22 protein-coding genes and 1 riboswitch are annotated in these 26,552 nt (G+C 46.9%); of the genes, 21 read left to right on the top strand and 1 reads right to left on the bottom strand.

Going from position 1 to position 26,552, the window contains the following annotated elements; genetic code table 11:
* Positions 1 to 498: 498 nt before the first annotated feature.
* Positions 499 to 1,005, bottom strand: coding sequence for a sigma-70 family RNA polymerase sigma factor (locus ACLTOH_RS02745; protein ID WP_262594258.1), 507 nt, complete (start codon positions 1,003 to 1,005; stop codon positions 499 to 501).
* Positions 1,006 to 1,391: 386 nt separating this feature from the next.
* Here ACLTOH_RS02745 and ACLTOH_RS02740 point away from each other — a divergent pair, with 386 nt between their 5' ends.
* The 21 genes from ACLTOH_RS02740 to cbiB all read left to right on the top strand — a co-directional run bounded on the left by ACLTOH_RS02740 (position 1,392) and on the right by cbiB (position 26,477).
* The gene (locus tag ACLTOH_RS02740; RefSeq protein ID WP_031475217.1) at positions 1,392 to 1,586 is read left to right on the top strand and encodes a helix-turn-helix domain-containing protein; all 195 of its coding nucleotides are present in this window, start codon (positions 1,392 to 1,394) and stop codon (positions 1,584 to 1,586) included.
* 47 nt (positions 1,587 to 1,633) lie between these two features.
* On the top strand, positions 1,634 to 4,312 hold the full coding sequence (locus ACLTOH_RS02735) for a type I restriction-modification system subunit M (RefSeq protein WP_412195642.1): 2,679 nt from the start codon (positions 1,634 to 1,636) through the stop codon (positions 4,310 to 4,312).
* Positions 4,306 to 5,553 (top strand): restriction endonuclease subunit S, encoded by a 1,248-nt coding sequence (locus ACLTOH_RS02730; protein WP_262594254.1) that lies wholly within the window; start codon positions 4,306 to 4,308, stop codon positions 5,551 to 5,553. Before ACLTOH_RS02735 ends, ACLTOH_RS02730 begins: the two co-directional genes overlap by 7 nt.
* Positions 5,554 to 5,568: 15 nt before the next feature.
* Positions 5,569 to 8,748 carry a type I restriction endonuclease subunit R gene (locus ACLTOH_RS02725; protein WP_262594253.1) on the top strand — a complete coding sequence of 1,060 codons (3,180 nt, stop codon included), beginning with the start codon at positions 5,569 to 5,571 and terminating at the stop codon, positions 8,746 to 8,748.
* Positions 8,748 to 11,303 (top strand): YgjP-like metallopeptidase domain-containing protein, encoded by a 2,556-nt coding sequence (locus ACLTOH_RS02720; RefSeq protein ID WP_262594251.1) that lies wholly within the window; start codon positions 8,748 to 8,750, stop codon positions 11,301 to 11,303. The genes ACLTOH_RS02725 and ACLTOH_RS02720 overlap by 1 nt, the downstream gene beginning before the upstream one ends.
* A gap of 41 nt (positions 11,304 to 11,344) precedes the next feature.
* The gene (locus tag ACLTOH_RS02715) at positions 11,345 to 11,680 is read left to right on the top strand and encodes an HNH endonuclease family protein (RefSeq protein WP_317239292.1); all 336 of its coding nucleotides are present in this window, start codon (positions 11,345 to 11,347) and stop codon (positions 11,678 to 11,680) included.
* 124 nt (positions 11,681 to 11,804) lie between these two features.
* Positions 11,805 to 12,833, top strand: a complete 1,029-nt coding sequence (locus ACLTOH_RS02710; RefSeq protein WP_412195643.1) for an ATP-binding protein — start codon at positions 11,805 to 11,807, stop codon at positions 12,831 to 12,833.
* A 29-nt stretch (positions 12,834 to 12,862) separates the two neighbouring features.
* A complete protein-coding gene (locus ACLTOH_RS02705) occupies positions 12,863 to 12,991 on the top strand; it encodes a hypothetical protein (RefSeq protein WP_255713325.1) in 129 nt (42 codons plus the stop codon).
* A 275-nt stretch (positions 12,992 to 13,266) separates the two neighbouring features.
* A complete protein-coding gene (locus ACLTOH_RS02700) occupies positions 13,267 to 13,923 on the top strand; it encodes a TetR/AcrR family transcriptional regulator (protein ID WP_412223277.1) in 657 nt (218 codons plus the stop codon).
* Between the two features lie 88 nt (positions 13,924 to 14,011).
* A riboswitch (cobalamin riboswitch) is annotated at positions 14,012 to 14,207 on the top strand.
* 216 nt (positions 14,208 to 14,423) lie between these two features.
* Positions 14,424 to 15,671 (top strand): sirohydrochlorin cobaltochelatase, encoded by a 1,248-nt coding sequence (locus tag ACLTOH_RS02695; RefSeq protein ID WP_412223275.1) that lies wholly within the window; start codon positions 14,424 to 14,426, stop codon positions 15,669 to 15,671.
* A 73-nt stretch (positions 15,672 to 15,744) separates the two neighbouring features.
* Positions 15,745 to 16,671 (top strand): iron transporter, encoded by a 927-nt coding sequence (locus ACLTOH_RS02690; RefSeq protein ID WP_412223274.1) that lies wholly within the window; start codon positions 15,745 to 15,747, stop codon positions 16,669 to 16,671.
* A gap of 54 nt (positions 16,672 to 16,725) precedes the next feature.
* The gene (locus tag ACLTOH_RS02685) at positions 16,726 to 17,928 is read left to right on the top strand and encodes an ABC transporter substrate-binding protein (protein ID WP_412223272.1); all 1,203 of its coding nucleotides are present in this window, start codon (positions 16,726 to 16,728) and stop codon (positions 17,926 to 17,928) included.
* A 93-nt stretch (positions 17,929 to 18,021) separates the two neighbouring features.
* Entirely contained in the window at positions 18,022 to 19,038 is a 1,017-nt protein-coding gene (locus tag ACLTOH_RS02680) for a FecCD family ABC transporter permease (protein ID WP_412223271.1), read from the top strand.
* A gap of 2 nt (positions 19,039 to 19,040) precedes the next feature.
* Complete coding sequence (locus tag ACLTOH_RS02675) at positions 19,041 to 20,180, top strand: ABC transporter ATP-binding protein (RefSeq protein ID WP_412223269.1); 1,140 nt, start codon at positions 19,041 to 19,043, stop codon at positions 20,178 to 20,180.
* Positions 20,181 to 20,237: 57 nt separating this feature from the next.
* Entirely contained in the window at positions 20,238 to 21,761 is a 1,524-nt protein-coding gene (locus ACLTOH_RS02670; RefSeq protein ID WP_412223268.1) for a cobyric acid synthase, read from the top strand.
* Positions 21,730 to 22,818 carry a nicotinate-nucleotide--dimethylbenzimidazole phosphoribosyltransferase gene (gene cobT, locus ACLTOH_RS02665; RefSeq protein ID WP_227733107.1) on the top strand — a complete coding sequence of 363 codons (1,089 nt, stop codon included), beginning with the start codon at positions 21,730 to 21,732 and terminating at the stop codon, positions 22,816 to 22,818. The genes ACLTOH_RS02670 and cobT overlap by 32 nt, the downstream gene beginning before the upstream one ends.
* A 102-nt stretch (positions 22,819 to 22,920) precedes the next feature.
* Positions 22,921 to 23,505 (top strand): bifunctional adenosylcobinamide kinase/adenosylcobinamide-phosphate guanylyltransferase, encoded by a 585-nt coding sequence (locus tag ACLTOH_RS02660; protein WP_227733106.1) that lies wholly within the window; start codon positions 22,921 to 22,923, stop codon positions 23,503 to 23,505.
* Entirely contained in the window at positions 23,478 to 24,251 is a 774-nt protein-coding gene (locus ACLTOH_RS02655) for an adenosylcobinamide-GDP ribazoletransferase (RefSeq protein ID WP_117465801.1), read from the top strand. The genes ACLTOH_RS02660 and ACLTOH_RS02655 overlap by 28 nt, the downstream gene beginning before the upstream one ends.
* Before the next feature lie 53 nt (positions 24,252 to 24,304).
* Entirely contained in the window at positions 24,305 to 24,778 is a 474-nt protein-coding gene (locus ACLTOH_RS02650; RefSeq protein WP_118504647.1) for a bifunctional adenosylcobinamide kinase/adenosylcobinamide-phosphate guanylyltransferase, read from the top strand.
* Entirely contained in the window at positions 24,751 to 25,494 is a 744-nt protein-coding gene (locus tag ACLTOH_RS02645; RefSeq protein WP_118539120.1) for a histidine phosphatase family protein, read from the top strand. Before ACLTOH_RS02650 ends, ACLTOH_RS02645 begins: the two co-directional genes overlap by 28 nt.
* Entirely contained in the window at positions 25,494 to 26,477 is a 984-nt protein-coding gene (gene cbiB, locus ACLTOH_RS02640) for an adenosylcobinamide-phosphate synthase CbiB (RefSeq protein ID WP_022311822.1), read from the top strand. Before ACLTOH_RS02645 ends, cbiB begins: the two co-directional genes overlap by 1 nt.
* Positions 26,478 to 26,552: the final 75 nt, after the last annotated feature.

The following is a 26,552-nucleotide window of genomic DNA, read 5'->3' as shown; positions in this document are numbered from 1 at the left end:
TCCCAGAGTACAGTGAAAACTCTGGAAAGTGCATCTCAATTACCCTATCGACACACTGCGAAGCAGTTACGCTCCTGACACGACAGAAGAAGTAACTGAAAAGTCAGTTTGGTGTAAATAGTATAAAAACATTGGATTCCGTACAAAAAAGTTCCGAAATCAGGAATTTTTGTACGGAATTTCTTTTATTTGCGTACTTGGCGAAAATAAAGCATTTTTATAAGACAAAATCACCTGCTTTTGTATTTTTTTCACCGATATTAGCGTTTTAAATACAAGAAAATTCGTAGGGATTGCAATGATGTATGTCCTATATTCTGAAAGTTAAATTATACATTTAGAATACAGGACAAAAATGCTACTTTTTCAATTGCCTGCTTGTGACTGATATGACCGCTGCTGTAGCAATCAATGTTTCTCTCTACAGTACGAGAGCCTTCCGTTTGAACTGTTGCATATTGTGCAAGAGGGATGAATTGCTACATATGATATGTAGGATTAATAACCACGGATTTTACGGAGCTCCGTGCGGATCTTCTTCATCTGATCAGCGAAGGTACGCTGCTTGCGGCCAAGCTTCTCGGCGATTGCACGATCTGAGATCTTGTAATCATCAAGCCAGCACTGAATGATGGTATCAGCATCCGGATCGAGCTCACGCAGTCTGGCAAAAAGCTGCTCCAACAGCATACGGTCAGAGATGATTTCTTCCATAGACTTGCTACGGTCGGGCATATAGTCGCCGAGGGTGCCATTGCCATCTGAGAGAGGTTGATCTAGAGAGGTGATGTCTCCAGCAACGTGATATTCACAGTCAAGGCAGTCGCCATCGCATCTCCATATGAAGCGATATGGGCACATGCACCTGCCGTGGTCCTGCTCCTTGTGGCGAATGCGGTCGGCTTCCATATAGAAGGAGTCGTGCTGTTCCTTGGTGACCGGTACCTTTTCGCCGGTGCTGCGAACGTAAATAAAGTGAGTCTTCTGATTGTCATTGTTTTGCATAATGAAAGCCCTCCTTCGGCTGCACCTCACTTCCGGTGATCGGTACAGTATTTGATTGTCATCGGTAGTCACGTGGAACCGGAAACACCCTGCGCAGATGGCTCCCACGTGCTAAAGCAAGTATGACATTTTTAGGGATCGGAACCTCAGACACAGACATGTCCGTTTTTGCAGTGCTGATAGGCAGAAACGAGAAGGCCAAGATGAGCTTTACATTGAAAAACGGGCAAAAAAAACCGGACATAGTTGTGTCCGGCAGGAAAATATGAGAACGCACAAATAAAAAATAATACCAACAAATAACAGCAAACTCTTGGAAAATTCACATTTATGGTGTATACTAAAATAGTTAAGCTGTATTCAGATTCAAATCACGAGGTGAGAGCATGGAAGAAATCATGAATGACAAATGGATAAGCATAGATGAAGCTGCGGAATATTTAGGAATCAAAACCGTTACTCTTCGCAGCTGGATTAGAAATGGTAAAGAAGGTTTGCCTGCTCAAAAAATCGGAAAACAGTGGAAGTTTAAAATTTCCGAACTCGATGAATGGGTTAAGAGCGGTAAAAGCGCTGACTGATTCAAGGAGAAAATCCAAGAAAATCATTAGACAAGGAGCAGACAAAGATGGCTGTCAAGAAAACGCAATTATATGCATCGCTATGGGCGAGCTGTGACAAACTTCGTGGAGGCATGGATTCCTCAGAATATAAGGACTATATTCTGACGCTTCTATTCATGAAGTATGTCACCGATAAATTTAAGAATAAGGGAGCCTACGAGGATATCAAGGTCTTCGATAAGGCACATGACAAAGATCCCGATCCAGAAAAGCGTACGGGCTGCTCTTTTGATGACTTTATCGCGCTTAAGGGAAAGAAGAACATCGGCGAGGGCATGGACAAAATCATTGCCCGTCTTGCTGACGAGAACACCGACCTGAAGGGCGTTATTGATATTGCTCATTTTAATGATGAGAAGAAGCTGGGAAGCGGTAAGGAAATGGTCGATAAATTGACTGATCTTATCTCTATCTTCCAGCGTCCGGAACTTGACTTCTCTCGAAACAAGGCAGAAGGTGATGACATCATTGGGGATGCCTATGAGTTCCTGATGCGTAAATTTGCTACGGAGAGCGGAAAGAGCAAAGGACAATTCTATACACCTGCAGAGGTTTCCAGAATTCTTGCTAATGTAGTAGGCATTAGTCACTGCACGGATGCCAGCGCCACGGTATGCGATCCGGCTTGTGGAAGTGGTAGTTTGTTGATTCGAGCTATCGATGCAGCGCCATTTCCAATTATGGGTTATGGTCAGGAAAAAGAAAGCACAACAGCTGGTCTTGCTAAGATGAATGCTGTTCTGCACCGTAAGGCTGAAATTATCATCAAGAGCGGTAATACATTCTCAAATCCGCAGTATATGGATAAATCGGATAACTCTGTACTTGAGCGTTTTGATTACATAGTGGCAAATCCGCCTTTTTCCATGAAAAACTGGCGCGATGGAATTGCCGGTAAAGAATATGGTCGGTTTGAGGGCTATGGGGATATGCCTCCGGAAAAGAACGGAGACTATGCTTGGCTTATGCATATTCTTAAAACTTTAAAGTCAAATGGTAAGGCTGCGGTTATTTTGCCTCATGGAGTCCTCTTCCGTGGAAACGCAGAGGCTACCATCAGAGAAACTATTATAAAGAAACATTGGATCAAGGGCATTATTAGCCTTCCGGCAAACTTGTTTTATGGCACTGGAATAGCTGCATGTGTACTCGTAATTGACAAAGAAGGTGCTGCAAACCGACAGGGCATCTTTATGATTGATGCCAGCCGTGGATATGTTAAGGATGGCAATAAGAATCGTTTGAGAGAACGCGATATCTACAGAATCATTACTACCTTTAATGAGCAGATTACTACGGATCCTAAGTATGCGCGTTTCATACCCAATGATGAAATTGAAAAGAAGAATGGGTATAACCTGAACATCACCCGATATATTGACTCCACAGATCCGGAGGACATTCAGGATATCTATGCGCACATCCATGGAGGTATCCCTGCGGTTGACATCGATGGCCTCTCCAAGTACTGGGAAGTATTTCCTTCGTTGAAATCTGAGCTGCTGTCAACTATTAGCGAAAAATACTACAGCTTAAATGTTGAGCACGAAAGTATTCGACAAACGATATATAAAAATACTGAATTCTCGGAGTATGGTGAGAAACTCGACGAGGCATTTGCTGCATGGAAGGCAAAAGAATATCCGGTTCTTTCAACTCTTGATGAAGACGTGTCTGCAAGAGAGCTGATTGTAAGTCTTGCTGAAGATATCATTGCCGAATTCGAACACCTGACACTGATTGACAAATACGATGCGTATCAGGTGTTGCTAGCCTATTGGAATGAGGTCATGAACGATGATGTGTCACTTATCATAAGCGAATCGGATGGCTACACCAACGCCAGAGCGACAGACAATATCGAGGAAGAAATTACGCAGGGAAAGAATAAGGGTGAAATGAAGGTCACCGGATGGGAAGGCAGGTTGCTTCCGAAGTCCATCGTGATAAATGCATTTTTCCGTAAAGAGAGGAATGCCATAGAAGAAGCCGAGAGTATTGTCGCAGAGACGGAGTCTCAGCTTTCTGATCTGATTGAGAGTGCGGATGAAGAATCTGCTCTTGCTGATGTGGTTGAGAACGGGAAAGTTAAAGCGAGGGATATCGAAGCCAAAATAGTTGAGTTGACAAGCACGATTGAAACAGAAGAAACCATAGAGCTCGAAGTGATCCGCACGGATCTCCAGCTTGTCAATACGAAGAAACGGATGGAAGCGTATCTTGTGGGGCATCCGCTTTGCAAGAGTGCAGTCAACGAAAATGGAAAAATCACAAAGAGCTCTATTGAATATCGGCTACGTATTATTCGTACAGAAGAATGCGTACCTGAGAGCTTGCAGGATGACGTAAACCAGTTGAAGGAAGCTTTAAATCTTTGTGGCAAGATATCAGATTACAATAAGGTTGTCAAAGAGCTGAACAAGGCTCTGGATGAAAAGTGCCGGGCAAGATATGAAAAATTCACAGATAATGAAATTTTAGATCTGCTTGTGAACAAGAAGTGGTTTGATAGCATTTTCTCTGGTATCAGTGATTTGTATGCTGAGATTTCCCATCGCTTGACGAGTAGGATTATTGAACTTGCTGAGCGATACGAGGATACGCTTCCAGATCTTGACAAAGTCACTGCTGAATATGAGGCAAAGGTAAAGTCTCATCTTGAAAGGATGGGATTCAAATGGTAAATGAAATTTTAAAAACAGATATTCCGGATGACTGGGATATTAAGAAACTTGAGCCAAATGTTGGATTCGTTAGAAGTGGGAAACGCTTACCAAAAGGATATTACGTAACTCCTATACCTACACAACATCCATATATTAGAGTTGCAGATATGAGACCGGGATATGTGGATGTTGAAGGACTGATGTATGTCCCGGATGAAGCCTACTTTTGGATACAAAAATATAGAATATATAGAGATGATATTTATATTTCTGTTGCTGGAACACTTGGTATTGTGGGGCAGATACCGGGTTATCTTGATGGAGCTAATCTAACAGAAAATGCAAATAGAATTACAGACATTAAATGCAACATAAAGTTTTTAATGTATTGGTTAATGAGCTCAAAGATTCAAGGATTGATTAATCAGACGCAAACATTGGGAGCGCAACCCAAGTTGGCTTTAACACGAATTAGAAACTTTCCAATCATCCTTCCTCCAATAGAAGAACAAAGGCAAATTGCTGAGGTATTGTGTAATGTAGACACTCTTATCACTAATTTACGAAAACTCATACGTAAGAAAAAGGATATTCGCCAAGGAACAATGCAAATGCTTGTAACCGGTAAGAAACGGTTGGAGGGTTTTTCAGGTGATTGGATAAAAATTAATTTGGCAAAAAACTCAAGGCTTAAAGCACGTATAGGTTGGCAGGGATTAACTACAGCTGAATATTTGGATGAAGGGTATTCCTATTTGATTACAGGAACAGATTTTAAAGATGGTCGTATCAATTGGAATGGTTGTCACTACGTGAATTATGACAGATACGTGCAAGACCCAAACATTCAAGTATCAAATGGAGATCTTCTTCTTACAAAAGATGGCACCATAGGCAAAGTCGCGTACATATCAGATTTAAATAGACCAGCAACATTAAATAGTGGTGTATTTGTTGTGAAGCCAATAACTGATGCGTATACAGCTCATTTTATGTTTTATGTGCTGGAATCTTCAGTATTTAAAGAATTTCTTCAGCAGTTGTCGGCAGGATCAACGATTAATCACTTATATCAGAAGGATCTCGTAAAGTTCGATTTGTATGTTCCGCCTACCACAGAAGAACAAGAAGCTATTGCTGGTATCCTTTTCGATATGGATTTGGATATCTACAAACTCGAAGAAAAACTATCGAAATATCAGAAAATAAAGCTAGGTATGATGGACGAATTGCTGACCGGCAAGGTCAGGTTAGTGTAAGGAGGTGCCTGTCAGATGAGTATTGGCGATGCCGAAATTAAAACACAGGAAAGAGTGATCCGTTTTTTTAAAGATCCGGAGATCTTGGGCTACCAGTATATTGGTAACCTGTCAGATTATCAGAATAAGAACATTAAGGAAGATCGTCTGCGCCAGTACCTTCGACTGAAGGGCTATGCAGACAAGCTGATTGATGCTGCTATTATGCAGCTTCAGCAGGAAGCCGGGAATCTTTCGCGTGGAGTTTATGATGCTAATAAGACTGTGTACTCACGGTTGAAGTACGGCATTCCAGTCAGCGAGAGTCCTGAAAAGCCTCCGGTGACTGTGCAGCTTGTTGATGAGGAAAAACCTCTGAACAATGACTTTGCTATTGCCGAGGAAGTGACGGTCGTTGAACAGTCAGAGAAGCGACCGGATCTTGTAGTTTACTTGAATGGCATTGCAGTAGCGGTTATTGAGCTGAAGCGAAGCAGCATCTCCGTCTCAGAGGGTATCCGTCAGAATTTAACAAATCAGAAGAACTCATTCATACAGAGCTTCTTTACAACGATGCAATTTTGCATGGCCGGAAACGAATCAGAAGGCCTGCGTTATGGCACGCTTCTGACCGGAGAGAAGTTTTATATGGAGTGGAAGGATGACGGATTCAAAGAACATGAGGAAGAGCGTGATCCGGTAGATGTCCGTATCAGTAAAACCTGCGAAGGCATAGAGAACAAACTCCTGAAGCAGATATATGCCATGTTCGATAAGGAACGTTTTATCGACCTTATCATGAATTTTGTTGTCTTTGATAAAGGCATCAAAAAAGTATGCCGGTACAATCAGTATTTTGGCATCAAGCGTACCCAGCAGAGGCTTACTAATCTGAGAACGGAGCTTCACAATCCGAACAGAGATCCAGATAAACCGATGGGTGGTATTCTTTGGCATACACAGGGTTCCGGCAAAACGCTGACAATGGTATGGCTTGCAAAATGGATTCTGACACATTGGGCGGAGCTTAATGCCCGTGTCCTTATCGTGACAGACCGAGATGAGCTTGATGAACAAATAGAAAAAACATTCACTGGTGTGGATGAGAATATTGCTCGTACCAAGAGCGGTAAAGATTTGCTGAATCGCCTGAATGTATATGATGATTCGCTGATTTGCTCGCTGGTACATAAGTTTGGACGTCGTGGTGGTGAAGCGACAGAGAATGACTATGACAAGTACATAGAAGAGCTGAAAGCGTCCCTCCCTGCTAATTTCGAGGCAAAAGGAAATCTTGTGGTGTTTGTTGACGAATGCCACAGAACACAGTCTGGTAAGCTTCATACGGCGATGAAGACCATCATGCCGAATGCTGTATTTATAGGATTTACGGGCACTCCACTGCTGAAAAGGGATAAGAAGATCAGTATTGAGGTTTTCGGTACATATATCCACGCTTACAAGTATAACGAAGGCGTGGCCGACGGTGTCGTTCTGGATCTTCGTTATGAATACCGCGATGTTCCACAGGATTTGTCTTCACAGGATCGTATTGACCAGTGGTTCGACGTAAAGACTAGAGGCCTTTCCTCTCGCGCAAAGGCAAAGCTCAAGGAGAAGTGGGGCACGATGCAGAAGGTGTATAGCTCCCGCTCGCGTCTTGAAAAGGTGGCATGGGATATCATTCAGGACTTTAATATGAAACCGCGTCTGATGGATGGAAACGGCAATGCGATTCTTGTAGCCGATGGTATTCCTACAGCCTGTAAGTATTACGAAATTTTCCAACAGATGGGCTTTAAGAAGTGTGCCATCATATCTTCCTATACACCGAACAAGGGTGAATTGCGTACGGACACCGTCAGCGACGAGGATGATACCGAAACCTTCCTTAAATACGAGACGTATCTCAAGATGCTAGGACTCGATCCATCTGATCTTCCAAATGCGGGATCGGTTCAAGCCAAGGTGGAGGAATTTGAAAAGGAAGCAAAGCGCAAATTCGTAGAGGAGCCTGCGAATATGAAGCTCCTCATCGTCGTGGACAAGCTTCTCACCGGGTTTGACGCACCTCCTTGCACGTATCTATACATTGACAAGAGAATGCAAGACCACGGCCTTTTTCAGGCAATCTGCCGAGTCAATCGTCTTGATGATGATACTAAGGATTTTGGCTATATCGTGGATTACAAGCAGTTGTTTGGACAGCTCCAGACCGCAATGAAGGACTATACTTCCGGCGCTTTTGAAGGATATGATCCGGAGGATGTAAAAGGACTTGTCAAAGATCGCCATGATGCTACGGTATCCTATTTTGAGGAAGTGTATGATGCTGTCGAGGAACTCTGTGAAGGCGTCGAGGAACCTCATGGAGAGATCCAGTACATCCATTATTTCTGTGGCGTTTCTGGACAGTCTGAGGAGAGCGACGAGATTTATGCACGCCTGAGAGAAAAACTTTATCGTCTTGTGAGCAGTCTTGTCAGAGCCTTCGCAGAAGCAAAACCATATCTGATTGATGACATCTCATCTGGCAAATTGAATGAATATGATAAGAAGGTCACTTTCTACATCGAGTTGAAGAAAACCATCGGTACGGCCAGTGGTGATTTCCTAGATTTGAAGGCCTATGAGCCTGATATGAGAAAGATGATCGATAACTATATCACGGCAGCGGATGCTGAGAAGATTGGCGATTTTGATGATCTTACCCTATTGGATTTCGTAGCAAAACAGGGCGAAACGCTTACCGGTGAAGGTGATAGCGGCCACAAGGAAGGTGCAGCAGAGGCCATCGAGAATAACATCCGTAAGAAGGTTATCGAAAAGGTTACCGTCAATCCGCGCTATTACGCAAAGATGTCAGAAATCCTTGATAAGCTCATCGAAGAGCGTAAGCAGGGAGTTCTTGACTACGCTGAGATGCTTGAGAAATATATAAAGTTGGCCAAGGATGTTGATTGCCCGGAGGATAACGATAAATATCCGGAAAGCATCCGTAAGAGCAAAGCGCTCATGGCCATTTATGACAACACTGGCGAGGACGAGAAACTTGCTCTTCGCATTCACAAGGCTGTGAAAAAGCAGGCACTGTCTGGTTTCAGGGATAATCAGGTGGTTGTCAGGAGAATAAAAAAGGCTCTCTTTGAGATTCTGGGTGATGACTCCGAGGTGGAACGCATCTATAAGATCATTGAGAAGCAGGAGGAGTATTAATGCGCATTGTCATTTCCGGGATTCCGATTGATGTGCAAAAAAAGAATATAAAGAATATGCACCTTCAGGTGAAGCCGCCGGATGGACATGTGGTAATTTCTGCGCCTTTATCCGTGGACGATAAAGCTATAGAGGCTTATGCCAGAACTCAGCTGGGCTTTATCAAGAGGGCTATTGCGCAGTTTCAGGAACAGCCAAGGGCATCGAGGCGTCAGTATGTTTCCGGTGAGACGATGTATATCTGGGGAAAGCAGTACTTCCTTGTCTTTAAGTCGGACAATCAGAAGAACAGCTTCGAGATTCAGAACCAGAATATTGTCCTTTCCATGAGTGCAAAAAGCACGGTAAAGCAACGGGATGCCTATGTCAAAGAGGAATATCGAAAGATTCTAAAAGAAGAAATAGAAAAGCGCCTGCCCAAGTGGGAAGCACAGACAGGCCTTAAATGCGATTCTTGGCAAACAAAATATATGGTCACAAAATGGGGCGCCTGCAGCACGGATAAAAAGAAACTATGGTTTAATCTGCAGCTTGCTCAGAAGCCGTATGCTTGCCTCGATTATATTATTTTGCATGAACTGACGCATTTGCTTACAAGAAAACATGACGCCACATTCATCGCGCACATGGACAGGTATATGCCAAACTGGCGGGAGGTTCGTAAAGAACTCAACGACAGCAGACTGGACTACTATGAGGCGCAGGATGAAAGTCCACTGCAGAAACTGATCGACCAATCCCGTTATGATGACATCCGGGATGCGGCCATAGCTTATATTCAAGAGGAGCATTCTGGTGACGCGAAAAGGCTGTCGGTCATTGATATGGAAATTGAGAATGTTATCCATATTGAGCAGCTTGAGGATGGCGTGATTGCTTTCGATGTAATTGCATCATGCGATGTCGAAATGCCGTCCGCATCTCGCAAGGGTTATTTTAACGAGCGCTGGCTGAAGATTCATTGTCAGGTTACTCTTGGCATCGATATGAGTGGGTTCCGAATCATGTCTGTTGGTAATTGTGAGCCGCAAGAGGAATCTGATAATGACCGCCTGTCCGGAGAGCTAGTACCTATTATTTCCCGCGAACAGTTTGAAGACGAGGCGGAGAAGTTCCTAACAAGGTATTGTCCTGAAGCGTTGGAAAAACCTATGAGGGTTCCAATCGAGACAATAGCCAGCGATATGAAACTACAGGTTATCGAAGATGTCCCTCTGTCGGATGATCTTACTTACTTTGGGACTATCATATTTGACAACGGGAATGTTCTCGATAAGCACCGGAAGATTACAATTCGCAATGCCAAACGAGGAACCGTATACCTTGATCCGCGCGTTTCCTATGAGAGATCTGTAGGAACAAAGCGTACTACGCTGGCACATGAGTGTTTTCATTGGCATCGTCATCAGCCATACCACGTGCTGATGAAAATGATAGGTGCCGATGACAATTTGGGAAAAGCAATTCAATGTCAGATAGCCGCTAATTCCATGGATTCAGATAAATGGAAGGCTGTAGACTGGATGGAGTGGCAAGCCAAAGGCGTCGCTCCAAGAATCTTGATGCCTGCGAAACCGACGCGCTTGAAGGCAGATCAGCTCCTTGCAGTTTATGGCGGGGCTGATGATGCGAGCATTGCAGCCTACGAGAATGTCATTGATGAACTTGCGGAGCTGTTCGATGTGTCGAGACAGGCCGCAAAGGTTCGCCTGATGGATCTGGGATATTCCAAAGCCGAGGGCGCATATCCATTTGTGGATGGTCAGTATGCTCGCGGATATTCATTTGAAGCAGGTGCCTTGGATAAGAATCAGACGTTCACTATTCCCTATGCCGATTTGTTTAAGGCTTACTGTTTCGGCCGCGAGTTTAAGAAACTAATTGACAGCGGTCAGTTTGTTTTTACGGATCGTCACCTCGTTCTCAACAATGAGAAATATATAGCGAGGAATCAGGCCGGAAATGCGACACTGTCAGAATATGCACTCACACACATGGATGAGTGCTGCGTTGTTTTCTCGAAGGGGTATAGCTATCAATCGAAATATCAAGGGGCGAAGTATTACACGCAGTTCATGCGGAACGCCGCTCCTGTTGAAAATCAGGTTGAGTATTCCTTTGAACTAAACACGCATAACCGAACGCTACTCGACCAGATTCAGAACGCCAAGCGTCGGTCAGAAGCCCTGCGAAAATATCCCGGTTCCTTTGCCGAAACGCTGGTAGCCTTACAAAAAGAAAGAAAGCTCTCAAATAAACAGTTAGCAGACCGTTCGCTCGTAGGAGAAAAGACCATCCAGCGTTTGAGAAATGATGAAGAGTATCCAACATCTGTACAGACAGTTCTGGCGTTATGCGTAGGATTAAAGCTGCCACTGCCGGAGGCTGAAATGTTTCTTGGTAAAACTGACTTTAAATTAAATTCATTGAAGGGCGAAGGATACATTTATCAATGCGTAATGGGAGCCTGTGCAGAGAATTCAATTTATGAAATAAATGAAATGCTTAAAGAAAACGGAATTACTCCTCTGGGGAGCGATCCCGATCTTCAGTAATACGAGGAGGGGTGATATGGAATGAAAGGTTCAGAATGTAAATTCGTAAAATACTGACGGCCTATAACTCGAAGTACAGCAACAGCTCATTCACCGAAAAGAAAACCATGCAGAATGGCTTTGATGATAGTGGTATCCGCATGAATACCTGGATTGCCAAGAAGAACAAGTGGACGCTGGCAGAAATGGAGGAACGCAGCGAATATCTCATAGGTCGGGCTCTTTCAATCTGGGCAGCACCTGTCACAGAATACAAACCGGAAGAAAAGCAGCTTGATAGAAGTAAAAAGGCTCCTCACCACTGGTTTAATTCCGGTGATGAGGATCTTTTCTTGTTTTATTCTGGCATCGAGCCAAAACAGATAGCTGGTATTTGAAAATTAAAACCTGCATATGACACAGTTTGAAACATAATTTCTGCATCTTCTGGTAAGATTTCTTCATATTCATGATTACGTATTATGTGGAATGCTCCGTGATGCTGCGGATGAGACAGAGGATATGAAGATTGTAGAACAGTTTGATATTTCTGCAATTGATACAGAGTCCTTGAAGGGATTCAGAAATCATCATAAGAGCTATCGTCCAGAGCACGTATTTAATAATTTACCAGATGATGAGTATTTAGAGAGAATAGGTGCAGCAGGATTTGGTGAGGATGGTAAATTACATCCTACTACAGCTGGGTTGCTTATGTTCGGTGAAGAATATCATATCGTAAGAGAATTTCCAGAGTATTTCCTAGATTATAGAGAGATACTGGACCCAACAATACGTTGGACAGATCGCTTGCAGTCTAGCTCCGGTGATTGGAGCGGTAATGTATTTGATTTCTTCTTTAGAGTAAATAGCAAAATTGCAAAGGATATTAAGAAGCCTTTTAAGCTTGAAGGTATTACGAGGGTGGATGATACTCCAGTTCATAAGGCAGTTCGAGAGGCTTTAGTTAATTGTTTGGTTAATACAGATTATTTCTTGCCTTGCGGTGTAGTGATTAAGAAGGAAGATGACAAGTTGGTTATCGAGAATCCTGGTAGCATTCGCACTGGTAAAAAGCAGATGCTTCGTGGTGGTATTTCAGATCCTAGAAATAAAACACTAATGAAGATGTTTAATATGATTGGTATTGGTGAAAGAGCCGGTAGTGGTATCCCAGATATTTATCAGGTTTGGGAGAATGAAGGCTGGCCAATGCCTGTTGTAGAGGAAAGTTATAATCCTGACAGGACTCGTTTATCGCTTGAATTTGCGAAAAAACAAACGATAAAAACAAGCGAAGAGGAAAAGGAGCCAAAAAGGAGCCAAAAAGGAGCCGAAAAGGAGCCAATAAAAGGAGCTGAAAGAAAAAAGGAAATTTTGAAGCTGATAAAGGTAAACTCAACTATTACACAAGTTGAAATTATGAAAGAATTAGATTTGACTAGAAAGCAAGTGCAAAAGGATATGAAAGAGTTACAAGAGATGCACATAATTGCAAGAGAAGGCACAAACAGAAGAGGACGTTGGATTATCGTCAAAGAGAATAAATAGAATTTAAGTTTATTAGGGGGATAGTTTATATGCTTAATCTTTCGGAAGAACAACAAAAAGCACTGATGGAAACAGTAAATAAGCATATTCAGGAAGAAACAAAAAAGAGCCTAGATGCATTTGATAAAACCCTTGATAGAGAAGTCAGTTTGGTGTAAATAGTATAAAAACATTGGATTCCGTACAAAAAAGTTCCGAAATCAGGAATTTTTGTACGGAATTTCTTTTATTTGCGTACTTGGCGAAAATAAAGCATTTTTATAATACAAAATTACCTGCTTTTGTATTTTTTGCGCCGATATTGGCATTTTAAATACAAGAAAATTCGTAGGAATCTGCAAGGCACTTTTACATTAGCTTTTTACAGTCGTTGACAGTCACAGCCTTTTACCATAAAATAAACAGTAAGAATGTATGAAAAAGGAAGAGAAAAATGGGAAAATCTGAGAAACAGATGGATAAAGAGCAAGGGCGCAACCAGCGGATCATCGATACGGCGTTCCGGCTTTTTGGGGAAAAGAAAATCGAAGCGGTCAGCATGGATGAGGTCGCAAAAGAAGCCGGTGTGGGACGTGCCACATTGTTCCGCTGTTACAACAATAAGACGGAGCTGGCTATTGCGGTCTGCGCATCGAAATGGAAGGCTTATCTGGACAAGCTGGATGAGGCAAGACCAATCTCTTCGATACACGATATTCCGGCCATCGGAAGATTTATTTTTACGCTGGACAGTTATATCGGCATGTATCAGAACCATAAGGATCTGCTGCAGTATAATGACAACTTCAACAATTATATAACACACCAGACGGTGCGGCAGGAGGAACTGGCGAATTTCCACGCATCCCTGAATTCCGTCGACACAAGACTTCATATGATGTATGCGAAGGCAAAAGAGGACAAGACCTTCCGCACGGATATTCCGGAGGAACAGTTCATGCGTGTGACGGTGCATACCATGATGGCAGCGTGTACCCATTACGCAGGTGGTTTTATCTGGGGAGCAACGGACAACAAGGATTATACAGGTGATCTGCTGCTTTTAAAGGAAATGATCCTGAATTATGCCCGGAATGACGCCAATCTCTAATTTTCAGGTATACTGATTCCGACAGCCGGTGGAACAGATGACTGATTGACATTGCAATTTCAGAAAATCTGTGATATAGTAGCCACAATTGAATATGGAGTATTCAGGTGCCGGAGCAGCCACGTAAGTAGCTGGCTCCGGTGAAAAGGGAAGCAGGTGTAAGTCCTGCACGAACTCGTCACCGTAATTAGGGAGCTGAAGCCGATAGATCACTGGGAGACCGGGAAGATGGCGGATGCAATGATCTTCAAGCCGGGAGACCTGCCTGAATGCTGTACAGAAACATTTGTTTCAAAGCCACGAGTAACTGGTTGTACGTGTGGAATGCAGAAGCGACAGAAGCTTTTTGCATTCGTTTCTTATGTGTACAAACCCTTTACCTGATACAGGAAAGGGTTTTTGTTTTTGTTGCGAAAAACATGTTTCTGACTTACATATTTAAGAATACCGGGGCAAGCCCCAAAATCAAAAGAGACAGAAGATCTGTCAGAGGAGGAAACATGAAAAAAAGAATCGTAGCAGTAGTACTGGCATCCGTACTGGGTGCTGTATGCATCACCGGATGCGGTAATACCCAGGCAACTGTAGAAAGCACTGCACAGGCAGGCACTGAGGCACAGACCACACAGGCAGCAGAGACAACCACCGCAGCTACCGAGAGCAACGAAGATGCAGATCAGGCAGCAGCTGACGAAGTAGCAGCCCTGATCGACGCTATCTATGTACAGGAGAGAACTGAAAATACTGACCAGCAGTGCGCAGATGCCAAGGCAGCATGGGATGCACTGACCGACGCACAGAAGGAACTGGTAGAGGGAGAAAATGCAGATCCCGATTATTTCGGCAGAGATACCGGAGATGCTTCCAAGGATGATCCCCGTAATCAGGATGAGATCGGTGAGAACGAGATTCTGGTAGTAAGCTTCGGTACTTCCTTTAACGACAGCCGTGTGGCTGATATCAAGGGTATCGAGGATGCGATTGCAGCAGCCAATCCCGACTGGTCTGTAAGAAGAGCATTTACCGCACAGATCATCATCAATCATATACAGGCAAGAGATGACGAGCATATCGACAATATGGATCAGGCACTGGACCGCGCTGTGGCAAACGGTGTTAAGAACCTGGTAGTACAGCCCACACATCTGATGCATGGCGCAGAGTATGACGAGCTGATGGAAACTGTAGAAGCCTACAAGGATCAGTTTGCATCTGTAAAAGTCGCTGAGCCCCTGTTAGGTGAAGTGGGAGACGATGCAACCGTTGTCAATGCAGATAAGAAAGCAGTAGCGGAAGATCTGACCGCAGAAGCAGTAAAGACTGCAGGCTATGACAGTCTGGACGCTGCAAAGGAAGATGGCGTGGCATTCGTATTCATGGGTCATGGAACCTCCCACACTGCAAAGGTATCTTACAGCCAGATGCAGACACAGATGAATGAACTGGGATATGAAAATGTATTCATCGGAACCGTAGAAGGTGAGCCGGAAGAGACCGCCTGTGAAGAAGTCATCAAGGCTGTTGCGGAAGCAGGTTACACCAAAGTGGTTCTTCGTCCCCTGATGGTAGTAGCAGGTGACCATGCCAACAACGATATGGCAGGCGAGGATGAGGATTCCTGGTTAAGCCAGTTCAATGCTTCTGGTAAGTTCGACAGCGTGGATACCCAGATCGCAGGTCTCGGCGGGATCAAGGCTATCCAGGATCTGTATGTAGCACATACCGCAGCAGCAATGGCTGAGAAATAAATAAGAATTAAAATAGGAATTAAAATCAGGAATAAAATAAGGATTAAAATAAGTAATGAAAGTAAAGACATTAATGAATAAAATCATAATCGTGGGCGGACTGAGTGCCTGTCTGCTGCTTGGCGGCTGTGGTGCCGGTCAGGCAGCGGATGCGACATCTGCAGAAAGCACGGTTGCCGCACAGGAAAGCACCGTAACACCGACAGAGAGCACAGAAGCGACGGAAACTGTCAGCACGGAGACGGCGCAGGACGAAGCACAGCTTCCTGACGGTGTCTACACTGCTGAATTTTCCACGGACAGCTCCATGTTTCATGTCAGTGAAGCCTGCGATGGTAAGGGAACCCTGACGGTAAAAGATGGCGTTATGACCATCCACATTTCCTTAGGTTCCAAGAAAATCCTGAATCTTTATCCGGGTCTGGCAGAAGATGCGGCGAAGGAAGGTGCAGTACTGTTGGAGCCCACCACGGATACCGTGACTTACAGCGACGGCATGACGGAAGAAGTCTACGGCTTCGATGTTCCCGTACCTGCGATCGGAGAGGAATTCGATCTGGCACTGATCGGTACCAAGGGAAAATGGTATGACCATAAAGTAAAGGTATCCGATCCGGTAGCGGAAGATAGCCGGGAAGCTGCGAATGGTTCCTATGATATGAGTGCGCTGGCAGACGGCAGCTACACCATCGAACTGGCCATGGAGGGCGGAAGCGGCAGAGCCAGCATCCAGTCCCCCGCACAGCTTGCGATAACTGACGGAGCGGCAACGGTGACTCTGGAATGGAGCAGCCCGAACTATGACTATATGCTGGTGAACGGAGAAAAATATCTGCCGGTAAATACGGAGGGCAATTCCGTATTTGAAGTGCCGGTGGAAGCACTGGATGCACCTCTTACCATGATCGGTGATACCGTGGCAATGAGCACACCTCATGAAGTGGAATACACCGTAACCTTCCACTCTGAGACACTTGAGAGTGCAGAGAGCGGTAAGTAATACACATTGGTGCCTGCGGCTCAAATATTGCAGGCTATGAAAGGCATGAAAACTTTGAGGTCAGGAAGAAATAGAAGAAAATGGATCTATGTTCTGCTTCTTATGGGACTGCTGGGGCTAAGTGGCTGCGGCAGTCCTTCTTCTGCTTCTATGGAGACATCATCGGAAGCAACATCGGAGATTACCCAGGCAGCAGAGACCACGCAGGAAGAACGGACAGAATTAGTAAAAACAGGCAGCATGGAGCTGCAATATGCGGAAAATTTTACAGTGGACTATTACGAAGATGGTTATAAGATGCTGACAACTGTTCCCGACAGTAAACGGTATCTGTTAGTGCCGGAGGGACAGCCGGTACCACAGGGACTGGATGAGGACGTCAGTATCTTGCAGGAACCACTTCAAAATATATATCTGGTGGCATCCGGCGCGATGGACATGTTCGCCTCGCTGGACGCTGTGGATCAGATCCGGTTCTCCGGACAGAAGCAGGAGAACTGGTACATTCAGACAGCAAAGGATGCCATGGCGGCAGGGGATATGATCTATGCCGGAAAATACAGTAAACCGGATTATGAATTACTGGTGTCTGAAGGGTGTGATCTGGCGATCGAGAACCGGATGATCACGCATTCGCCGGAGGTGGTGGAAATGCTGGAAAGCTTTGACATTCCGGTGATGATCGAATATTCTAGCTATGAACAGCATCCTTTGGGAAAAGTGGAATGGGTCAAATTTTTCGGAGCTCTGACCGGAAAGGAAGCGAAGGCGGAAGAAGCCTTTGCGGAGCAGACAGAAATTCTGGAAGAGGTAGAAAGCGGGGAAAAAACAGGGAAGACCATAGCGTTTTTCTATGTGACTTCCAACGGACTGATCCAGGTGAGACAGAGCACGGATTATATTCCGAAGCTGATCGAGCTGGCAGGGGGAAGATATATTTTTGAGAATCTGGAAGACAGCGGAAGCGGACGCTCCACGCTGAACATGCAGGTCGAAGATTTCTATGCGGGGGCTAGGGACGCAGACATCCTGATCTACAACAGTTCCATTGACGGAGGCGTGACCACGGTGGATGAGCTGATCGGCAAATGCAATATTTTGAAAGATTTCAAAGCGGTGCAGGAGGGGCAGGTCTATTGCACCACCAACGATATGTACCAGCAGTCCATGGCAGTAGGGTATTTATTGCAGGACATGCATACGGTGTTGACGGACGATGATACCGCTAAGCTGCGTTATCTGTTTCTCTTACAGTAAGATGGAGGACTTAGAAACACAGCGTAAGTATAAGAGCGTTAGAATGAGATTAGAATACGATTGGGACACGAATAGGAAAAGAAGGAGAAAAACATGCAGCAGCGCAGGAAAATCAGATATCTCATAGCGTTTGTTCTATTGATGGCAGGCATTCTCGTGCTGCTGCTTTGTAATATAGGAATCGGAACGGTGAAAATTCCACTGGCAGAAATTTTAACCACAGGGAGCGCACAGGAAGGCATGAACGCAAAGATCCTGTGGGAGATCCGTTTTCCCCGGACACTGGCGGCAGCAATTCTGGGTGGAGCACTGGCACTGGCAGGGTATCTGCTTCAGACATTTTTCCACAATCCCATAGCCGGCCCTTTTGTACTGGGAATTTCTTCCGGGGCGAAGATGGTAGTGGCACTGGTGATGGTATTTTTGCTGGGGAATACGATCCGGGTCAGCTCCGGACTGCTGATCCTGGCGGCATTTCTGGGTGCTATGCTGTCCATGGGATTTGTGCTTCTTATGGCGCGAAAGGTGGACAGTATGTCCATGTTGGTGGTCAGCGGTGTGATGATCGGCTACATCTGTTCCGCCATCACGGAACTGGTGGTGACGTTTGCGGAGGACGCGGACATCGTGAACCTCCACAACTGGTCCAGAGGAAGTTTTTCCGGAATGACCTGGGATAATGTGAAAGTGATGAGCGTCGTGGTGGCGGCGGCTTTTTTGTTGGTGATTCTTTTGGCCAAGCCGCTGGAAGCCTACCAGCTGGGAGAAACCTATGCGCAGAATCTTGGAGTGAATATCAGGACCCTGCGGATCCTTCTGGTGGTGTTGTCCAGCGTGCTTTCGGCATGTATCGTGGCATTTGCCGGACCGATCTCTTTTGTGGGGATCGCTGTGCCGCAGCTGATCCGTAAACTGTTCGGCACTACAAAGCCGTTACTGATGATACCGGCATGTTTCTTAGGAGGCAGTGTATTCTGCCTGTTCTGCGATCTGTTGGCGAGAACCTGGATGGCACCCACAGAGCTTAGTATCAGTACAGTGACGGCAATCTTCGGAGCACCGGTGGTATTGTGGATCATGATATCACGAAACAGACAGGAGCGTGGATAACTATGGAAACGCAGAAGTCTTATTATATTACAACGGAAAAAATGAGCGTGGGCTACGACGGAAAGCCTCTGATCGAAGAAGTGGAGATTATGCTTCGAAAAGGGGAAATCCTGACGTTACTGGGTCCAAACGGTGCAGGCAAATCCACGATCTTAAAAAGTATTGCAAGGCAGCTGTCCCTGATCGCAGGAACGGTGCGGTTGGACGGAGAGGATATGAAGTCGCTCACCGGGGCAGAATTGTCGAAAAAAATGGCAGTGGTAATGACAAAACGTCTGCGGGGGGAACTGATGACCTGTGAAGATGTGGTGGCCACCGGAAGATACCCTTATACCGGACGCTTTGGCGTGCTGCGGGCAGAAGATCATGCAGCGGTGCAAAACGCCATGGAACTGGTGCAGGTGGCAGAGATTGGGGATTCTTTGTTTGACCGGATCAGTGACGGACAGAGACAGCGGGTGATGTTAGCCAGAGCCATCTGTCAGGAGCCGGAGATACTGATCCTGGACGAGCCGACTTCCTACCTGGATGTGCGGCATAAGCTGGAATTTTTATCCATTTTGCAAAAGCTTTGCAGGGAGAAGGCACTTACAGTGATCCTGTCCTTACATGAACTGGAGCTGGCGGAGAAAATCTCCGACAGGATCCTGTGTGTGAACGGCAGGGCGGTGGACCGGATCGGAACGCCGGAGGAGGTCATGACCGACGGGTATATTACACAGTTATATGGAATCCGGATGGGAAGCTATGATGAGGCCAGCAGTGATATGGAGCTGGCGGCGCCGGAAGGAACACCACAGGTCTTCGTGATCGCCGGAGCCGGAAACGGACGGAAAACTTACCGGCGTCTGCAGAGAGCGGGAATCCCCTTTGCCACCGGGATCCTGTATGAAAATGATCTGGATTATCCCGTGGCGAAGGCACTGGCGGCGGAGGTGATCGCAGAGCATCCTTTTGAGCCGGTGGCACAGGAAAAAATACAGGCAGCAAAGAAAACGATAGATAAGTGCAAACGTGTTATCTGTTGCCGGGAGAATTTCGGTAGTCTGGAGACTTTTCAGAGAGAACTTCTGGAGTATGCAGAACAGCTGGGGAAGCAGATAGAAAAGCTAGAAAGACCGGAACAACAGAGCGGGTGTTAGAAAACAGAGAAACGAAATTCCCGGGATGTCTATGACATCTGTGGGATGGAGAGAACGATGGCAAAAGTAATCATGATACAGGGCACCATGTCCGGTGCCGGGAAAAGTCTGCTGGTGGCAGGCCTCTGTCGGATTTTCCGGCAGGACGGCTACCGGGTGGCCCCTTTTAAATCACAGAATATGGCGCTCAATTCCTATATCACCAAGGAAGGACTGGAAATGGGCAGGGCACAGGTCATGCAGGCAGAGGCCGCAGGGATCGAACCGCTGGTGTGTATGAATCCCATTTTGTTAAAGCCCACCAGTCATACCGGATCCCAGGTCATTGTGAACGGGGAAGTACGGGGCAATCTGTCCGCCAGAGACTATTTTGCCCACAAGACGGAACTGATCCCGGAGATCAAGGCAGCCTTCCGCAAGCTGGAAACTTATGCGGATATTATTGTCATCGAGGGCGCCGGAAGTCCGGCGGAGATCAACCTGAAACAGAATGACATCGTAAATATGGGAATGGCGGCAATGGTGGATGCACCGGTACTTCTGGTAGGAGACATTGACAGAGGTGGCGTGTTCGCACAGCTTTTGGGAACCCTGATGCTGCTGACCGAAGAGGAGCGGGAGCGGGTAAAGGGATTGATCATCAACAAATTCCGTGGAGACAGTACAATTTTAGATTCCGGCATTCAGATGTTAACAGAACGGGGACAGGTGCCGGTGCTGGGGACTGTACCTTATATGGAACTTACGCTGGAAGATGAGGATAGTCTGACGGACCGTTTTGATGCAAAACATGTGGGGAAGATCGATCTGGCGGTGATCCACTATCCCAGAATTTCAAATTTTACGGATTTTGATGTGTTTGAGCAGATGCCGGAGGTCAGTGTCCGGTATGTGACAAATGTGAGAGAGCTGGGAACGCCGGATCTGATATTTCTCCCCGGCAGTAAAAATACCATGGGAGATCTGAAATGGATGCGGCAGAACGGACTGGAGGCAGCGGTAAAACGTGCTGCGGGAAAAGTTCCCATTTTCGGGATCTGTGGAGGCTATCAGATGCTAGGTTATGAGATCGCAGATCCGGACAGCGTGGAGGAAGGCGGACGGATCCGCGGCATGGAACTGCTTCCGGTACGGACAGTGTTGCAGAAGGAGAAACATCGCTGCCAGATTGATGGAAAACTGGAAGCGGTGGAAGGCATTTTCGCCGGACTTACGGGATATGAGTTCACCGGATATGAGATTCATATGGGGGAGACGGTGTATTGTGGGGAAGACGGCAAGCGGAGCACTTCCTGCGCGGACGATGCCATGAGGAATGTAAAAATTACAGAAACTGTAGTCAGCGATTCGACCGGGTGCGTCTACGGTTCCTACATCCACGGTCTGTTCGACATGGGAGAGATCGCCGGGCGTATGATACAGACCCTGGCACGGGAAAAAGGCATCATTTTGGAAGGCGGAGTCTGGGAAGATTACCGCACTATTAAAGAAAGACAGTACGATCAACTGGCGGATACCCTGCGGGAATATCTGTATATGGAGGACATTTATGGAATGCTCAGAGAAGCCCATATTTCATAACTATACCAGACAGGAACTGGCGCAGATCCGGATCACGGCACCGGAGGAAGCGGTGAGAAGTCTTGTGAAAAAACACTGGGATACCCTGGCAAAACCGTTGGACGGCATGGGCAGCTTTGAAACCATTACGGCGCAGATCGGAGCTATACTGGGAACGGAACAGATCGACCTTCGGAAAAAAGGTGTGCTGATCTTCTGTGCAGACAACGGAATCGTGGAGGAAGGCGTGAGCCAGACGGGGCAGGAGGTCACGTTGGCGGTGGCAAAGTCCATGGCACGGAAAGGATCCTCCGTCTGCAAGATGGCGCAGAGCATTGGCGCGGAGACGATCCCTGTGGATATCGGAATAAATAGTGAGGAATCCATTCCCGGCGTCCTGGATCGTAAGGTGCGTCCCGGCACAAGAAATTTTTTGAAAGAACCGACGATGACGGAGGAAGAGACTGTCCGGGCCATTGTCACAGGAATCGAACTGGTACAGGATTGCAAGGAGAAGGGTTACGGACTTCTGGCCACTGGGGAAATGGGAATCGGCAACACGACTACCAGCAGTGCGGTGACGGCAGCTCTTTTGCAGTGCGAAACAGAGGAAGTCACCGGCAGAGGTGCGGGACTTACGGACCAGGGACTGACTCGTAAGCAACAGGTTGTCCGCACCGCATTGGAAACCTATGACTTGTGGCATGCTGATGCCTTCACGGTATTGCAGACAGTCGGAGGACTGGACATTGCAGGACTTACCGGTATGTGCATCGGCGGCGCGTTGTGGCATATACCCATTGTGTTGGATGGTGTGATCAGCATGGCGGCAGCATTGGTGGCGGAGCGTCTGTTCCCCGGTGTGCGGGAGTATCTGCTCCCTTCCCACCTGGGAAAGGAGCCGGCAGCGGTGAAACTGGCGGATGCGCTTCGGCTGTTCCCTGTGATCCATGCGGAAATGGCTCTGGGAGAAGGAACCGGAGCAGTCATGATGTTCACGCTGCTGGATATGGCAATGAGCATCTACGGACAGAGCGCTACATTTTCGGAGATTGCAGTGGAACAATATAAGCGCTAACATTTCCGCCAGGAGCAAGGGTAGTCACGAAGTGACGCAAAAGCGTGATAGCGCGACCTTGCGATTGGCGCGGCTGAAAGACGGAACGGATGGAGAAGCAACATGATGATATTGATCCTGGGGGGCAGCGGCAGCGGGAAATCCGCTTATGCGGAAGATTATCTGCTGCGGACTGCCGGTGATAAGAAAAAATATTATATCGCTACTATGCAGATCTGGGATGAGGAAATGCAGGCCAAAGTGGCCAGACATCACAGAATGCGGCAGGGAAAAGGTTTCACTACCATCGAACAACCTATGGAGTTGGAGCAGGCAGTCTCTCAAATGGAACCGGCAGGAGCTGTACTGTTGGAATGTATGTCAAATCTCACCGCCAACGAAATGTTTTCCGGGGAACAGCCTGTGGATCGTCAGACGGTGATCACAAAGATTCTGCAAGGCATGGAAGGATTAAGAAAACAGGCGGATCCGTTAGTCATCGTGACCAATAATGTATTCGAAGACGGCATTGCCTATGACAGTGCTACTATAGAATATATTGAGGCGCTGGGAAGGGTAAACGAGAGGCTGGCCGCGGAGGCGGACGAGGTTGTGGAAGTCGTAGCGGGGATCCCACAGCGGATCAAGGCGTACCCGATCAGCATAGAAAGGAAACAGGCATGCGTATTATCAAATCTTTTTTCATAGCGTTTTCCATGTATTCCAAGATTCCGATGCCGCAGTTTGAGTGGAAGGATGAGGATATGCGGTACGCACTCTGCTTTTTCCCCTGGGTGGGAGCGGTGATCGGTGTCCTGTGGTATCTGTGGAAATGGATCTGTGCCCGGTTCGGAGTGGGAACCTTGTGCTATACGGTGGTGGGAACGGCGATACCGATTCTGATCACCGGGGGCTTTCATGTGGATGGATTTTTAGATACCTGTGATGCCCTGCATTCCTACCAGCCGAGAGAGCGGAAACTGGAGATTCTGAAGGATTCTCATATCGGGGCCTTTGCGGTGATCATGCTGACTCTGTATGGACTGATTTTTCTGGGAGGCTTTTCGGAGATTACGGAATGCCGGACGCTGGTCGTGGCGGGAGCCGGAAGCTTCCTGTCCAGAGTGCTGAGCGGTGTTGCAGTGGTGAGTTTCCCTTCCGCAAAGCAGGAGGGGACGCTGTATCTGTTCGCGGATAAGGCGCATAAAAGAGTGGTAAAAACTGCTTTGTACGCACAGGGAATCCTGTGCATCGGCTTTATGATGTGGACATCTTTCGTGACGGGAGGAATCGCGGTGGCAGCGGCCCTGCTTACTTTTGCGTATTATTACTATCGCAGCAAAAAGGAGTTCGGCGGCATCACCGGAGATACGGCGGGGTATTTTGTGACGTTTTGCGAAGGATGCGTGGTGGTTGCGGCAGCAATCGCAGAACATATGATGCTGACAGTGTAAAATGTATTGCCGGATAGAGTGGCGCAGAAGCACATTTGAAATGGGAGAGGGAAATGATATTAATTATTGGCGGCTTTGCTCAGGGAAAATTACATTATGTAGAGCAGCATTACGTTCAGCGTGAAGACAGACAGGAAGTGCCGGTTCTGGATGGAACACTGAGGCTGGCATCGGATAGTAAAATAACATGGGCAACTGAGAGCGCGGTTGAAACAATGCCTGGAAAGCAGACAGAGCAGCCTACAGGGCGGCAGACGGCTGGCCCGCAGGTGATCGTCAATCATCTGCACCGATATATCCGGGAGCAGTTGCGACAGGGAACAGATCCGGAGGCAATGATAGCGAATTTCTATAAGGAATATCCGGACTGCATTCTGATCTGTGACGAGATCGGCAACGGCATCGTCCCCATGGAAGCGGAGGAGAGAACTTACAGAGAATGCACCGGCAGAATTCTGGAAGGGTTGGCGGCGCAGGCAGATGAGGTGGTGAGAGTCGTATGCGGAATCGGCCAGAAAATCAAATAGAGATCCGCCTGACCCTGATCCGGCACGGAGCGACTCTTTCCAATAAAGAAGGACGTTATCTTGGAAAAACGGATGAAGCATTGAGCCCGGAAGGAATAGGAATGCTGAAAAAAGCTGTGACGGGAGGAAACTATCCGACTGCTGACCTTCTGTTTTCCGGTCCTATGAAGCGGTGTCTCGAGACAGCACAGATCCTGTATCCAGGGCAGACTCCCATTTTTGTCCCGGAGTGGACGGAGATGGATTTCGGTGCATTCGAAGGACACAATTATCAGGAACTTTCCGGGGATCCGGCATATCAGAGATGGATCGACAGCGGCGGTACACTGCCGTTTCCGGAAGGCGAGAGCAGAGAGGAATTCATTCGCAGAAACGTTGCCGGATATGAAAAAATGTTATACTACATGAAAATGATCTTGGAGAGAAGTGCTGCATCTGAGCAGGGTGATTACAATACAGGATCGGAGAAAACGGAGTTGGAAAGAAGCGATGAAATTGGAGCACAGGACGCCGGGATACAAAGCGTATCCGCAGTCGTCCACGGTGGAACCATCATGGCACTGCTCAGTCATTTTCTGGGAGAGCAATATTTTAATTATCAGGTAAAATGCGGACAGGGTTATAGCGGCAGGCTGGTATTCCCGGCAGGCGGAGGAACCCCGGAGTGGAAAGAATTTCGCCCACTGTCGGAATTTACAAAAGGAGAAACATATTGATGAAATATCATATTCTGGCATTCGGAGCGGGATTTTTACTGGATCAGCTCTTTGGAGATCCCTATTTTCTGCCCCATCCCATCCGGGGAATCGGCTGGCTGATAGCGAAGACAGAAAAGACACTGCGAGCAGGCAATCCACAGGGCAATCCGACCGAGAGAGAGGGGGCGGAGCGCAGACAGGGAAAACTTCTGGTGGTGATCGTTTTACTGTTTACGGGAATGCTGTCGGCACTGATTTTATTCGGTGCTTATGCGATGCATCCGGGACTGGGAGTGGTCATAGAAGCGGTCATGACCTACCAGATTCTGGCGGCGAGGTGTCTTCAGGTGGAGAGCAGCAAGGTGTGGAAACAATTGAATGCCGGGAGCCTGGAGGAAGCCAGAAAAGCGGTATCCATGATCGTAGGCAGGGACACGGAACATCTGACAGAGGAAGGCGTGGCAAAGGCGGCCATCGAGACCGTGGCGGAAAATACGTCCGACGGTGTGATTGCCCCCATGCTGTATACTGCACTGGGAGGCCCGGTGTTGGGATTTTTATATAAGGCAGTCAATACCATGGATTCTATGGTAGGATATAAGAATGAGAAGTATCTTCACTTCGGCAGAGCCGCGGCGAAGCTGGATGATGTGATGAATTTTCTCCCGGCGAGGATCAGCGCGCTGTTGATGGTCGGGACGGCTTTTATCAGCGGGAAAAGCTATAACGGAAAGCAGGCATGGCGTATCTGGCGCAGAGACAACAGAAAGCATGCCAGCCCCAATTCCGCCCAGACGGAATCCGTGTGCGCAGGAGCGCTGGGAATCCAGCTGGCGGGAGATGCCAGTTATTTTGGCAAGGTCGTGAAAAAGCCCTATATCGGGGATCCAACAAGGGCAGTGGAACCGGAGGATATCCGCAGAACGAACCGATTGATGAACCGGACGGCGTGGATCTGTGAGATTCTGTGTCTGGGGATCCTGATTGCGGTGGCAGTGTGAAAAGCAGAGTTTGGCCGGGCGTGAAAGCTTTTGATGATTTGCAGACGATAGAGGACATGAAAAGTCCTATGGTAA

The organism is Waltera sp., from assembly GCF_046969025.1.
Classification (GTDB): Bacteria; Bacillota; Clostridia; order Lachnospirales; family Lachnospiraceae; genus Acetatifactor; species Acetatifactor acetigignens.
Note: the sequence above shows the minus strand (reverse complement) of the source record. Positions and strands in the feature narration are given on the sequence as shown.